The organism is Streptomyces sp. NBC_01803 (assembly GCF_035917415.1).
In the GTDB taxonomy this organism is placed as follows: domain Bacteria; phylum Actinomycetota; class Actinomycetes; order Streptomycetales; family Streptomycetaceae; genus Streptomyces.
On sequence record NZ_CP109073.1, the window covers coordinates 3,932,930 to 3,946,214 of the forward strand.

13 protein-coding genes are annotated in these 13,285 nt (G+C 73.0%); 8 read left to right on the forward strand and 5 right to left on the reverse strand.

The genetic code is table 11. From position 1 onward, the window contains the following. Positions 1-73: 73 nt before the first annotated feature. The gene (locus OIE51_RS17955) at positions 74-1,000 is read right to left on the reverse strand and encodes an anti-sigma factor RsbA family regulatory protein (RefSeq protein WP_442812062.1); all 927 of its coding nucleotides are present in this window, start codon (positions 998-1,000) and stop codon (positions 74-76) included. Positions 1,001-1,005: 5 nt separating this feature from the next. Further along, positions 1,006-1,287: an STAS domain-containing protein gene (locus tag OIE51_RS17960; RefSeq protein ID WP_326598735.1), complete on the reverse strand. Its 282-nt coding sequence runs from the start codon at positions 1,285-1,287 to the stop codon at positions 1,006-1,008. A 450-nt stretch (positions 1,288-1,737) separates the two neighbouring features. Between OIE51_RS17960 and OIE51_RS17965 the strand changes: the two genes are divergently transcribed. The 6 genes from OIE51_RS17965 (at position 1,738) to OIE51_RS17990 (ending at position 8,109) form a co-directional block, all read left to right on the forward strand. After that, positions 1,738-2,550, forward strand: coding sequence for an RNA polymerase sigma factor SigF (locus tag OIE51_RS17965; protein WP_326600675.1), 813 nt, complete (start codon positions 1,738-1,740; stop codon positions 2,548-2,550). Between the two features lie 258 nt (positions 2,551-2,808). Next, positions 2,809-4,419, forward strand: coding sequence for an alkaline phosphatase D family protein (locus tag OIE51_RS17970; protein ID WP_326598737.1), 1,611 nt, complete (start codon positions 2,809-2,811; stop codon positions 4,417-4,419). A gap of 100 nt (positions 4,420-4,519) precedes the next feature. After that, a complete protein-coding gene (locus tag OIE51_RS17975) occupies positions 4,520-5,056 on the forward strand; it encodes a hypothetical protein (RefSeq protein ID WP_326598738.1) in 537 nt (178 codons plus the stop codon). Beyond that, positions 5,053-7,002, forward strand: a complete 1,950-nt coding sequence (locus OIE51_RS17980; RefSeq protein WP_326598739.1) for a tetratricopeptide repeat protein — start codon at positions 5,053-5,055, stop codon at positions 7,000-7,002. The genes OIE51_RS17975 and OIE51_RS17980 overlap by 4 nt, the downstream gene beginning before the upstream one ends. 160 nt (positions 7,003-7,162) lie before the next feature. Further along, positions 7,163-7,330, forward strand: a complete 168-nt coding sequence (locus OIE51_RS17985; RefSeq protein ID WP_326598740.1) for a hypothetical protein — start codon at positions 7,163-7,165, stop codon at positions 7,328-7,330. An 8-nt stretch (positions 7,331-7,338) separates the two neighbouring features. Further along, positions 7,339-8,109, forward strand: a complete 771-nt coding sequence (locus OIE51_RS17990) for a radical SAM protein (protein ID WP_326600676.1) — start codon at positions 7,339-7,341, stop codon at positions 8,107-8,109. Positions 8,110-8,132: 23 nt separating this feature from the next. On the opposite strand, the gene msrA is transcribed toward OIE51_RS17990, so the two are convergent. Together msrA and OIE51_RS18000 are read right to left on the reverse strand one after the other, a co-directional pair. After that, entirely contained in the window at positions 8,133-8,795 is a 663-nt protein-coding gene (msrA, locus tag OIE51_RS17995) for a peptide-methionine (S)-S-oxide reductase MsrA (RefSeq protein ID WP_326598741.1), read from the reverse strand. 26 nt (positions 8,796-8,821) lie between these two features. Continuing rightward, entirely contained in the window at positions 8,822-9,982 is a 1,161-nt protein-coding gene (locus OIE51_RS18000) for a hypothetical protein (RefSeq protein WP_326598742.1), read from the reverse strand. A 109-nt stretch (positions 9,983-10,091) separates the two neighbouring features. Here OIE51_RS18000 and OIE51_RS18005 point away from each other — a divergent pair, with 109 nt between their 5' ends. After that, a complete protein-coding gene (locus OIE51_RS18005) occupies positions 10,092-11,246 on the forward strand; it encodes a cystathionine gamma-synthase (RefSeq protein ID WP_326598743.1) in 1,155 nt (384 codons plus the stop codon). Here OIE51_RS18005 and OIE51_RS18010 read toward each other — a convergent pair. Next, positions 11,227-11,751 (reverse strand): MarR family winged helix-turn-helix transcriptional regulator, encoded by a 525-nt coding sequence (locus tag OIE51_RS18010; protein WP_326598744.1) that lies wholly within the window; start codon positions 11,749-11,751, stop codon positions 11,227-11,229. The two genes, OIE51_RS18005 and OIE51_RS18010, sit on opposite strands and share 20 nt — an antisense overlap. A 185-nt stretch (positions 11,752-11,936) precedes the next feature. Between OIE51_RS18010 and ilvA the strand changes: the two genes are divergently transcribed. Next, complete coding sequence (gene ilvA, locus OIE51_RS18015) at positions 11,937-13,151, forward strand: threonine ammonia-lyase (RefSeq protein ID WP_326598745.1); 1,215 nt, start codon at positions 11,937-11,939, stop codon at positions 13,149-13,151. The last annotated feature ends 134 nt before the right edge of the window (positions 13,152-13,285 follow it).

Here is a 13,285-nt window from a genome sequence, read left to right on the forward strand (position 1 = left end):
GACGGATCGGTCCCCGACGGATCGGTTGTCGGCGGCTCAGGCCCGGACGGATCGGTCGCCGACGGCTCGGGCTCTAACGGCCCAGGTAGAAGCGGACGGTCGTGCCGGCGGGGCCGGTGTGGACGCGGGCCAGGTCGGCGACGCAGTGCACCAGCAGCAGTCCCCGGCCGCCGATCTGGTCCCGGGCGGGCGGGCGGCGCCCGGCCAGCGGGTCCTTGAGCTCGCCCGCGTCGCTGACCTCGCACACCACCTGCCGGTCCTCGGTCCAGATCCGCAGCGTGCCCGTGCCGCCGCCGTGCACCACGCTGTTGGTCGTCAGCTCGGCGACGGCCAGGGTCAGATCCGCCAACCGCTCCCCGGCCAGCCCGTGCTCTGCCGCCCGATCGGTCGCGAAGTGCCGGACGTCCGACAGCCGTTCGGCGTCGAAGGCGAAGGCGGCGGCTTCCGCCGGGGGCGTCAGCGGCTCGTTGTAGCGGGCCACGATCCGCTCGGGCGCGTAGGCGTCGCTGGTCAGCTCGACCCCGTCCTCGATGACGACGGGGTGCGTGGCCCGCGCGTCCGCGACGACCAGCGGGTCGAGCGCGGCCACGTCGTACGGGCACAGGATGGTGACGGACCTGCCGGTGAAGGCGTGGTTGATCAGCGCCTCGTGCTGGGCACAGGCCGGGTACTCCGTCCCGGTGCGGCTCGCCCAGATCGGCTCGCCGATGATCCGCACCCGCCCGTCGCCGGGGTGCGCGTCGGCGAAGGCCCGCAGCACGCGCGGGATGATCCGTCCCGGGTTCCGGCCGGCCTCGGTCATGTCCAGCAGCTCGACGCGGCGGGCGTCGTCGCCGAGCTCCGCGCGGAGCAGCGACAGGTTCTCCCCGGGCACGGCGACGGCCACCGGCTCACCCGCGGCCAGACCCGCCAGGACGAAGGGCACGGTACCCGCCAGGTACTCCCGCCGGCTCCGGTAGAACAGCGCCGGATGAACGAACGGCTCGGCAGCGGCCGACATGGTCATCACCCCCTCACCTCGATCGCCGTCAGGTCGGGCCAGAAGATCCGCAGCGCCCGCCGCAGCGAGGACGGCGGCCGGTCCACGACGATACGCCGCCCGGCGCCGAGCCGCTGCGCGGCGACGGCGAGCTCCGAGGCCGCGGCCACATCGACGAACGTGATCCCGGACAGCTCCAGGTACACATCTCCGTCCTGGCGGGTCAGACGCTCCAGGACATCCCGCCACTCCGTCCGCGCGCGCAGGCCGATCTCGCCCGCCGCCCGGGCACCGAGGCGGTCGGTCAAGGGGACGATCGTGAGCGACCCACCCATCTGACCGACCACCTCCCGCCGCACCATGTCCTACCCCCGGACACCTCTTCCAGCTCCCCAGTATCCACCGGTCCACCGTCGTCACCGCTCCTGTTTGGGGGGACGGGACGGGGTCATACGACCCGGAGGGTCCCCTGCGGACACAGCGACAGGACAGCGGAGAGAGGAGCAACAGCCTTATGAACTGCACGAGATGCGGGTCTCCGGTCATTCAGGGACCGCGTGGTGACTGGAGTTGCAACAACTGCGGGCACTCGGGATGACCCGGCCTTCGCGGGACCTTCTCGAAATTCACCGCATGCATTCCGGATGAGCGGGCAGAAGCGGGGCTAGCGCAGACAGCAGCAGAGCGGAGGGAGAGGGCCCGTGAACAGCACGACCGTGACGGTCTCGACCAAGCCCGGCATCCGGAGCACCACCGAGATGCCCCTGCCCCATGTCCCGGACGCGGGCAAGATCGCGCCCCGGGACGCCAGGGAGCTGACGAAGCTGTTCCTGAGCCGCCTGTCGGTGCTCGAAGAGGGCACCCGCGAATACCAGTACGCGCGGAACACGCTGATCGAGATCAACCTCTCGCTCGTCAACTTCGTGGCCGGCCGCTTCCGGAATCGCGCCGAGCAGATGGAGGACATCCTCCAGGTCGGCACCATCGGCCTGATCAAGGCGATCGACCGGTTCGACCTGTCCCGCGAGGTGGAGTTCACCAGCTTCGCCGTGCCGTACATCAGCGGCGAGATCAAGCGGTTCTTCCGGGACACCAGTTGGGCCGTCCACGTTCCCCGGCGCCTTCAGGAGCTGCGCGTCGACATGGCCAAGGCCAGCGACGAGCTGTCCAGCCGCCTCGGCCGGCTGCCCACCACGAAGGAGCTGGCCGACCTCCTCGACCTGAGCCTGGAGGAGGTCGTCGAGGCGCGGATGGCGTGCAACGGCTACACCGCCAGCTCCCTCGACGCGCCCGGCGGCGACGACAGCGGCGGCTCCGACACCGCGCGGCCGTGGGCGGAGCGGCTGGGCAGCGTGGACGCGGACCTGGAGAAGGTCGAGAACCTGCACGCCCTCAAGCCGTTCCTGCGCAAGCTCGGCGAACGCGACCGGCGGATCCTGCGGATGCGGTTCGGTGAGGAGCTGACCCAGGCCCAGATCGCGGCGGAGCTGGGCATCTCCCAGATGCACGTCTCGCGGCTGCTCAGCCGCGTCCTGACCCGGCTGCGGGAACACCTGCTCACACAGCACTAGACCGGTGCCGTCCCTCGGCCGGACGGCTTCCACCCCCTGCGCGCCGGGCCGGCGGGACGCCCGGCGCTCAGGGCTGTGGCGTGTCCGCCCCCCACCGACCCCGCGCGGCGGCGATCGCGTCATGCCCCGATGTGCGCCGTTGGCGCTCACCCGTCCGGGTGGCCATAGGCGAGCCTTCACCATTATCGTCCGATAGGCGGCCATTGTGGCGGCCCGTCAGCACTACGTGATCACGTGCACAGACGGGCAGGTTCTTCGATGGATCTCACGAGACGCCGACTTCTCAGCACCGCCGGCGCCGGGGCGGCGACACTCGGACTCTACGCCGCCGGATTCACCTCCGGTTCCGCCTGGGCGGCTCCCAGTTTCGCCGCCGACCCGTTCAGTCTGGGCGTCGCCTCGGGCGATCCGCTGCCCGACGGCGTCGTTCTGTGGACGCGCCTGGCGCCCGACCCGCTGGCGCTGGACGGACTCGGCGGTATGCCGCCGGAGTCGGTCACCGTGGAGTGGGAGATCGCCCGCGACGAGGCGTTCGCCGACGTCGTGCAGCGCGGCGAGACATCCGCCGTGCCGGAGCTGGGGCACTCCGTCCACGCCGAGGTGTCGGGCCTGGAGCCGCGCCGCGACTACTTCTACCGCTTCCGGGCGGGCACCGACATCAGCCCGGTCGGGCGCACCCGCACCGCGCCCGACCCGCAAGAGGCGGACACGGCGGCGGAGCTGTCGTTCGCGTTCGCCTCCTGCCAGTGCTGGTACGAGGGCTTCTACACCGCGTACCAGCACATGGCGGGCGAGGACCTGGACTTCGTGGTCCACCTCGGCGACTACCTCTACGAGTACGGCGTCGGGCCCACCGGCGGGGTGCGCGGGATCAGCCTCGACGCCTCCTTCCAGCGCGAGACGTACACCCTGTCCGAGTACCGCAACCGGTACGCCCTCACCCGCCTCGACGCCGACCTCCAAGCCGCGCACCTGGCGTTCCCCTGGGTGCTGACTTGGGACGACCACGAGGTGGAGAACAACTGGGCCGGGGACATCGCCCAGTCGGACAGCGATGGCTTCCCCGACAGCGACGCGGACAGCTTCCGCGCCCGCAAGGCCGCGGCGTTCCAGGCGTACTACGAGCACCTGCCGCTGCGGCTGCCGCAGAAGCCCGAGGGCGCCGAGGTCGCCATGTACCGGCGGCTGCGCTTCGGCCGCCTGGTGGAGCTGCACGTCCTGGACACCCGCATGTACCGCGACAACCAGGTGTGCGGCGACGGCACCGAGTCCGGGTGCGACGCCGAGCGCTCCGACCCCTCGCGCACGATCCTCGGCGACACCCAGGAGCGCTGGCTGCTCGACGGCGCCGCCGCCACGGACGCGAGCTGGAACGTGCTGGCCAACCAGACCCTCGTCGCCCAGGTCGACCAGGACCCCGACCCGGACGTCGTCTCCTCGGGCCTGGACATGTGGGACGGCTACACGGCCGCCCGGGACCGGCTCCTGACCGGCCTGTACGAGAGCGGCGCCAACAACCCCGTGGTGCTGACCGGTGACATCCACCGCAGCGTGGTGGCCGACCTCAAGCTGGACTTCGCCGACGAGTCCTCGCCGGTCGTCGCCACCGAGTTCGCCGGCACCTCGATCAGCTCGGGCGGCGATGGCGCGCCCATGGACGACAAGGGCTACGACTGGATGGCGGCCGGCGTCAACCCGCACCTGAGATGGCACAACTCCCAGCGCGGCTACACCGTCATGCGCGTGTCCCACGAGGAGATGCGCGCGGACTACCGTGTGCTGCCCCACGTCACCACCCCCGGCGCCGGTGTCCAGACGGTCGCCGGATTCGCGGTCGAAACGGGCAACCCGGGCGCTTACTGGGCCTGACCGCCCCCCCGCGAGGCGCGGCTCCCGCCCGTCCACCGGCCCGGCCGGGAGCGGTGCCCCCCGGGGATGGCATGCTGGAAGCCCAGCTCCGGGAGGGGAGATGGCGTTGGACGCACTGGTGGTGGCGCGGCGGGCGGCGCCCTCCATCACGGCGGCGGTCGGGGCGTACGGCACGGCGGCGCTGTCCCTCCCCCAGGCCCCCGGGGTGCCTGGGAGGTGCCCCCAGGCCGACGCCGGAGTCGACTCGACCCTCTCGGTGGGGCAGCGCGTCCTGCGCCGGATCTGGCATCGGGAGGAGAGCCGGGACGGCATCGAGGACGCGGTCCGCGATCTCGCCGAGGCCCCGGGGGACGAGGACTTCCAGGCCGTGCCGCGCGCCCGGTTCAAGCGGGCGCTGCTCGACGATCCCGAACTGACGGCGGATCTCGCCCGGTTGCTGCCCCCCACCGCCGACGGGACGACGTTCACCGCCACCGCCACCGCCACCGGCGCCGTCGCCGTCGCCGGCGCCGTCGCCGGCGCCGTCGCCGTCGCCGTCGCCGTCACCGCCACCGTCGCCGTCACCGCCACCGGCGCCGTCCAGGAGAACTCCGGGATCACCGGCACCGGCGACCAGAGCACCATCACGGGGCGATGACCGAGGCGTCCGGGGCCGGGGCCGTCGCCGTCGGGGTCCACCACGGCATCGTCAGCACGGGCGACGGCGCCACCATCCACCACCGCGCCGTCCACCTGCCGGGCGAGGCGGTCCGCCCGCCCGCCGACGTGCAGGCGCCACCCGGCCTCAACAACCTGCCCGCGCCCGGCAGCGCCGTCTTCCTCGGCCGCGAGGAGGACATGGCCCGCCTCGCCGCGACGCTGGACGACGGCCCCGCCGCGTCCGCGGTCCTGCACGGCCTCGGCGGTGTCGGCAAGAGCACGCTCGCGCTCCAGTACGCCCACCTGCACCGGGACCGGTACAACCCCATCTGGTGGATCCCGGCCGAGACCCCCGACGGCATCGTTCTGGCGCTCGCCGACCTTGCCGCGCACCTCCACCCGTACGCCGACCTCGCCTCGGCGGCCAGCACCGAGGGCGCGGCCTGGGCGACGACCTGGCTGCGGTCCCACCACGGCTGGCTCCTGGTCTTCGACAACGCCGAGACCCCGGGCGACCTCGCCCCGGTGATCGGTCCGCTCGGCACCGGCCGCCACCTCGTCACCAGCCGCCGCTCCACCGGCTGGCACCACCTGGCCCGCCCCCAGCGGCTGGCCACCCTCGCCCCCGACACCGCGATCGATCTGCTCACGCGCGTCAGCGGCGGCGGCGACGACGAGACCTGGGCGAAGCTGGCGGCCGAGCTCGGCCACCTCCCGCTCGCCCTCGAACAGGCCGCCGCCTACATCCAGCACACCGTCATCACCCCGGCCGCCTACCTGGAACGGCTGCGCCGTTACCCGGCCCGGATGTTCGCCGCCGCGCCCGACGGCCAGCAGCGGACCGTGGCCCGGGTCTGGCAGCTCTCCCTGAGCGCGGTCGCCACCCGGCAGCCGCTCGCCCTCGACATCCTGCGGACGTTCGCCTGGCTCGGCCCCGACGACGTCCCGCGCGACCTGGCCTACGCGCTGGCCGACGACCCGGTCGCCGTGGACGAGGCGCTGGCGGCGCTGCACGCCTACAGCCTGATCACGCTCGCCCCCGAGACGTTCGCGATCCACCGCCTGGTCCAAGGCGTCGTCCGCGACGGCCCGGCGGAGGCCACCGCGCACGCGCGGCGGCAGGCGATCGTCCTGCTGGGCGCGGCGCTGCCGGGCGACCCGCTGTTCAACGTGGCCGGCTGGCCGCGCTGGCGCGCCCTGCTGCCGCACGTCGAGGCGCTCGTCGGGCTGCTCGACCCGGCCGAGGACGGCGAGTGGACCGAGGGCATCCTGCTGGCCGCGTCGACGTTCCTTCTCCAGGAGGGCCGTCCGGAGCGGGCCACGGAGTTCGCCGAACGCTCGGCCGCCGCCTCCGAGCGCCTCCGCGGCCCGGACCACCCGCGCACCCTCGCCTCACGCGGCGTCCTGGCCAGCGCCTACCGCGCGAACGGCGACCTGGCGGCGGCGACCCCGCTGCACGTCGGGAACCTGGCCGACTGCGAACGGGTCCTGGGCCCCGACCACCCCGATACCCTCGCCTCGCGCGGCCACCTCGCCCACCTCCACGGCCTGACCGGCGATCTGACTCGCGCCACCGAGCTGCACGAGCGCAACCTCGCCGCCTACGAACGCACGCTCGGCCCCGACCATCCCCACACGCTGGTCTGCCGGAGCAACCTGGCGAGCACCTACCACGTGGCCGGCGACCCGGCCGCCGCGATCCCGCTCCACGAGCGGAACGTCACCGAGTACGAACGGGTCTTCGGCCCCGACCACCCCGAGACGATCACGGCCCGCGGCAACCTGGCCTACACCTACCAGCTGACCGGCGACCTCCCCCGGGCGATCCCCCTGTACGAACTCACCCTGACGGCCCGCGAGCGCGTCCTGGGCCCGGCCCACCCCCACACGACCCTGGCCCGCGACCTCCTGACGAACGCCCGCGAGGCCCTGCGGGACGGCTGACGTCTCCCCGGCCCGCGCCGCGCCCTGGTTGCCTTCGCACCGGGGGCGGGCTAGCGTCTGAACCGATCAAATCGGACTATTTGGACGTGCTTCTTCGTCCGTCCGTCCAGGAGGTCGCCATGTCGCATCCCGAGAGAAAGTCACACCAGCTCGAAGTCGGGTGCCGGTCGGCAACGTCGCCGCGCTCCACGACGCCATCGGCAAGCTGAACCCGATCCTGCGCACCGCGCTCGAAACCCGCGCCGGCGGGAACACTCCCACGGTGATCGCCGGCTACGACCGGCTCACGTTCAGCAGGAGCCGGAACCCCGAGAACCCACCGATGTGAGCCGGGACGTGGACGCGCCGTCGGTCTCCCACATCCGCAAGGTCGCTTCCCGGTGCAGTCTCAACTGCACATACTGCTACGTCTACAACAAGGCAGACACGACCTATGAGGCGCGTCCGCGGATCATGGACCCAAAGACCGCCAGGGCCGCCCTCGGCCGCATCACGGCCTACGCGGCACGCCACCGGGTCCCCGAGGCGATCATCGCCCTGCACGGCGGCGAACCCCTGCTGGTCGGCAAGCCCTGGATGGCGCGTTTCCTGGAGGACGTCCGGTACGCGACCCCCGACGGGCTCCGCCTCTCGCTGACCGTCCAGACCAACGGCACCCTCCTCGCCCCGGAGCGGATCGAGCTGTTCGACCGCCACGGCGTGCAGATCGGGGTGAGCCTGGACGGCCCGGCCGCGTGGAAGGTCTCGTCCACGAGTCGATCCACGGCCTGCTGTACATGCTGGAGCTCCGGACCCCCCTGGGCGCGGGGCGACCGCCTCTTCGACCCGAGACCGTCCGTCCGCTCCCCCTGGACGGGCCGCCTCCTGCCGATCAGACCGTTCCTCCAGGCCACGTTCGTCTGGTACGGCCTGCTCCACTTCTGGTCCCTTGCCCTGGCCGCCGGCGCCTTCCCCACCGCACGCGCCGAGGAACGCCGCGAAACGGCCCGCCGCGGCTTCCTGCGCACCCCCCTGGCCGAGCTGATGACCCCCTGCCGCCCCCACCTGAGCGACGACGTCGCGGAGACCATCACGACACTCCAGAACCGGGCGACGGCCACCCACTGACACCGGGCCGCGCCCGGGGAAGGTCAGTCCCCGGCCTTCGCCACCCCGACCGGGCAGCTCAGGCCGGTGCCGCCGAGACCGCAGTAGCCGGCGGGGTTCTTGTCCAGGTACTGCTGGTGGTAGCCCTCCGCCGGGTAGAACGCGCGCGGGGCGGCGGGGAGGACTTCCGTGGTGATCGTGCCGTAGCCCGAGGCCGCCAGAACGTCCTGGTAGGCCGCGCGGGAGGCTTCCGCCGTCGCGTGGTGGGCGGGGGAGTGGGTGTGGATCGCCGAGCGGTACTGGGTACCGACGTCGTTGCCCTGGCGGAAGCCCTGGGTCGGGTCGTGGGACTCCCAGAAGATCTTCAGCAGATCCTCGTACGAGACCTTCGCCGGGTCGAAGACGACGCGGACGGCCTCGGTGTGGCCGGTCATGCCCGAGCAGACCTCTTCGTAGGTCGGGTTCGCCGTGATGCCGCCCTGGTAGCCGACCAGGGTCGTCCACACGCCCGGGGTGCGCCAGAAACGGCGCTCGGCGCCCCAGAAGCAGCCGAGGGCGAAGTCCGCCACCTCGAAGCCCTCGGGATAGGGGCCGAGGAGGGCGGTGCCCAGGACGGTGTGCTTCTCGGGGACGCGGAACGGCGGTTCCGCGCGGCCGGGCAGGGCTTCCTCCGGGGTGGGGAGGCGCGTCTTGAAGGCGTACAACATGCGTCTCGTCGTCCTTCCTCGGTCCATCACTGTCCGGCGATCGCCATGGCGCGGTAGGCGGCGTACTCGCCGGCCGGATTGTCGCTGTCCACCCACGGGATCGCACCGACATAACCGTCGATCGCCCGCACCTGTTCCGCCGCCTCCGGGTACCGCTCCGCGCGGACCAGGAAACACAGCAGCAGGTGGCGCACGTGCGGCTCCACCGGGTGACCGGCGCGCACGGTGGCCACGGCGAACTGCGCGGCCTCGATCGCGTCCCGGATCACCGCGCCCTGATACATGCCGGGCGAGAGCTGCACGTCGGGCAGGTGGTCGTACACCGCGAACAGCGGCAGGGCGGCCAGCAGGCTGCCCTCGGGGGCCCCGGCCGCCGCGGCCGTGGCGAAGGCGTCGGCCTCGGCGCGCGAGCCGTGCCACTTCTCCGACAGATACGGCAGCGCGGCCAGGTGCGCGCCCATGTGCCGGTCGTCCCGCTGGGTGATCTTCTCCCACAGCGCGTCGAAGTCCGACCGCCGGTAGCTGAGGCCGCGCGCGATGAACAACTCCGTGATGTACGGGATCGGGTCCGCCGGCGCCAGCCGGGCGGCCTCGCCGCACACCGTCCGCGCCTCCTCCAGGATGATCCGGTACTCCGCCGCGCCCGGGTCGGCCATCGCCTGCCACACCAGGAACTGCGCGTACACCTGCGCGCCGCCCGCGTCGTTCGGCTCGTCGGTCCGCCAGCGGCGCAGCCAGCCCGCGTCCCGCGCACCGGACTGGCCGGCCTGGTCCGCGGCCCGCCAGTGCGCCAGCTCCATCGCCGCCGCCCCGGCCAGCGACTGCACGCGCTGCCAGCGCGGCTCGGCGTCGTCCGTCAGCGCCAGGAGTCGGCCCGCCGGCCGCCAGTCCTGGGTGCGCCGGGTCTCCTCCAGGGCCGCGACCAGATCGGGATCGGGGCCGGGCAGCCGCACGTCGAGCTGGTCGACCGGGACCAGCCCGCCCGCCGGCCGGCCGCCCTCCTGGCCGGGCCTGCCGGGCTTGCCGAGCGACACCCCGTCCGGCGTCCGTCCCCCGGGCCCGGTCCGCTCCTCGGCCGCTGAGGCGGCCCGCTCGAACTCCTGCCGCTCCCGGCGCCGCCGCAGAAGCGGCAGCACCACCACGCCGAAGACGGCGATCAGGGCGAAGAGCAACCAAAGAGCTTCCATGGCGGCGCGGCTCCCCCTCGTTCGAATGACTGTGAACACCTTATGACGCTTGGCGCGGCACCCGTGGCCAGGCGACGGGTCCACCGCCGGGCGCACTACCGTGGTCCGTATGAGCGAGCAGCACAGTCGTCAGCGTTTCGAGACCGTGGCCATCCACGCCGGGCAGGAGCCCGACGCGGTGACGGGCGCGGTGGTTCCGCCGATCCACCAGGTCTCCACGTTCAAGCAGGACGGCGTGGGCGGTCTGCGCGGGGGCTACGAGTACAGCCGGTCCGCCAACCCCACCCGTACCGCCCTGGAGGAGAACCTGGCCGCGCTGGAGGGCGGCACGCGCGGGCTGGCGTTCGCCTCGGGTCTCGCCGCCGAGGACTGCCTGCTGCGCACCGTGCTCAGGCCGGGCGACCACATGGTGATCCCGGACGACGCCTACGGCGGCACCTTCCGGCTCATCACCAAGGTCGCCGAACGCTGGGGCGTGGCCTGGTCGGTGGCGAACACCTCGGACGCGGCCTCGGTGCGCGCCGCGCTGCGCCCGGAGACCAAGCTGATCTGGGTGGAGACCCCGTCCAACCCGCTGCTCGGCATCACGGACATCGCGATCGTCGCGGACATCGCCCGGTCCGCCGGGGCCCGGCTGGTGGTCGACAACACCTTCGCCAGCCCCTACCTCCAGCAGCCCCTGGCCCTGGGCGCGGACGTGGTGGTGCACTCGACCACCAAGTACCTCGGCGGCCACTCCGACGTGGTGGGCGGCGCGCTCGTCACCTCGGACCCGGGGCTGGCGCAGGAGCTGGCGTTCCACCAGAACGCGATGGGCGCGGTCGCGGGCCCGTTCGACTCCTGGCTGGTGCTGCGCGGCATCAAGACGCTCGCCGTGCGGATGGACCGGCACAGCGCGAACGCCGCCCGGATCGCGGACACGCTGGCGGCCCATCCGAAGGTGACGCGGGTGTACTACCCGGGATTGACCTCGCACCCGGGCCACGAGACCGCCGCCAAGCAGATGCGGGACTTCGGTGGGATGGTGTCGTTCCAGGTCGCGGGCGGCGAGCGCGCGGCGGTCGAGGTCTGCGACCGGGCGCGGCTGTTCATCCTGGGGGAGTCGCTCGGCGGCGTGGAGTCGCTGATCGAGCACCCGGGCCGGATGACGCACGCCTCGGCGGCCGGCTCCGCCCTGGAGGTGCCGGCCGACCTGGTGCGTCTTTCGGTCGGGATCGAGGCCGTGGAGGACCTGCTGGCCGATCTCAGCCAGGCTCTGGGCTGAGGCTCGCCGGGATGATCGCCCCCGTGTTCGTCTGCATGCGGGAGATCGCGGAGTTGAAGCGAGTGAGGAGCGCGCAGAAGCTGTCGCGCTCCTCCTCCGTCCAGTCCGTGGTGAGGGTCGACACGAGCCTGCGGCGCGAGGTGCGGACCTCTTGGAGACGGTCGCTGCCCCGCTCCGACAACTGGAGCACGACCGCGCGGCCGTCCTCGGGGTCCGCGGTGCGGCTGACCAGGCCGGAGTCGACGAGCGGGGCGACCTGCCGGGTCACCGTCGACGAGTCGATGCCCATCCCGGCGGCGAGGGCCTTGACACCCGTCGGGCCCTGCTGGTCGAGCCTGCTGAGCAGGAGGTAGGCGGCGCGGTCCATCGAGTTGCGGGCCGGACCGAGGCCGCCGAGGCGGGTCTGCTCCGCCCGCCGGGCGAAGACCGCCACCTCGTGCTGGAGCGCGTCGAGGAGGTCGGATTCGGGGGCGGCGGTGGTGACTTGGGTGGGTTCAGGCGTCATTTCCGGTCTAGGGATCGGTGAGGGTGCGGGTGGGGATCGGTGACAGGGGGTGGCCCCCCGGTCGCGCCTCAGCGTACGCCGCCCGGCGGGTGCTCGGACGTGCATTGCGCGATCCCGTCGCAGCGACCGGGCGCGCGTCCGGGACCGCGCGCGCCGGGTGAATTCACGCCTGCGACACTGGCGGCATGCCTGCGAACCACCGGCCCGGGCTGGACGACGTTCTCGCCGCCCAGAAGACGCTCAGCGGCGTAGCCCGGGTGACAGCGCTGGAGGGCAGCCGGTACCTGAGCCGGCTGCTCGGCGCCCCCGTCCACCTCAAGTGCGAGAACCTGCAGCGCACCGGCTCGTTCAAGATCCGCGGCGCCTACACCCGCATCGCGGGCCTGAGCGAGGGCGAACGGGAACGCGGCGTGGTCGCGGCCAGCGCGGGGAACCACGCGCAGGGCGTCGCCCTCGCCGCCCGGCTGCTGGGCGTGCGTGCCACCGTGTTCATGCCGGTCGGCGCCCCGCTGCCAAAGGTCGCCGCCACCCGGGAGTACGGCGCCGAGGTACGGCTGCACGGACAGGTGGTGGACGAGACGCTGGCCGCCGCCAAGGAGTACGCGGGGACCACCGGGGCCGTGCTCATCCACCCCTTCGACCACCCGGACGTGGTGGCCGGGCAGGGCACGCTCGGGCTGGAGATCCTGGAGCAGTGCCCCGAGGTGCGGACCATCGTGGTGGGCGTCGGCGGCGGCGGGCTGGCGGCGGGGGTGGCGCTGGCGGTGAAGTCGCTGCGGCCGGACGTCAGGATCGTCGGGATACAGGCGGCGGGCTCGGCGGCGTATCCGCCCTCGCTGGCCGCCGGCCACCCGGTGGCGCTGCCGCAGGTCGCGACGATGGCGGACGGGATGAAGGTCGGCCGGCCGGGGGACGTGCCGTTCGGCATCATCAAGGAGCTGGTGGACGAGGTCCGCACGGTCTCCGAGGACTCGCTCTCCGCCGCGCTGCTGCTCTGTCTGGAGCGGGCGAAGATGGTGGTCGAGCCGGCCGGGGCGAGTCCGGTCGCGGCGCTGCTGTCGGAGCCGGCGGCGTTCACCGGGCCCGTGGTCGCGGTGCTGTCCGGGGGGAACGTCGACCCGGTGGTGCTGGAGCGCAGCCTGCGGCGCGGCATGGCCGCGGCCGGGCGCTACCTGTCGCTGCGGCTGCGGCTGCCGGACCGGCCCGGGGTGCTGGCGGCGCTGCTGGGCGAACTGTCGCTGGCCGACGCCAACGTGCTCGCCGTGAACCACGTCAGGACCGATCCGCGGCTCGGGGTGGACGAGGTCGAGGTGGAGGTGCGGCTGGAAACCCTGGGCCCCGAGCACTGCGCGGAGGTGTCCCGGGCGCTGCGCGCGGCGGGCTACCGGATTCTCGGCTGACCCATCCGGGTGGCTCAAAAAAAGAAGGCTATCGCGATACATCGCGATAGCCTAGGCTGGTGGCCGCGCGGCGCGGACGCCACGCCGCGGTCCCTCCTTCGACCCCCCTCTGACACTCGCCCGTCGACCTTGGG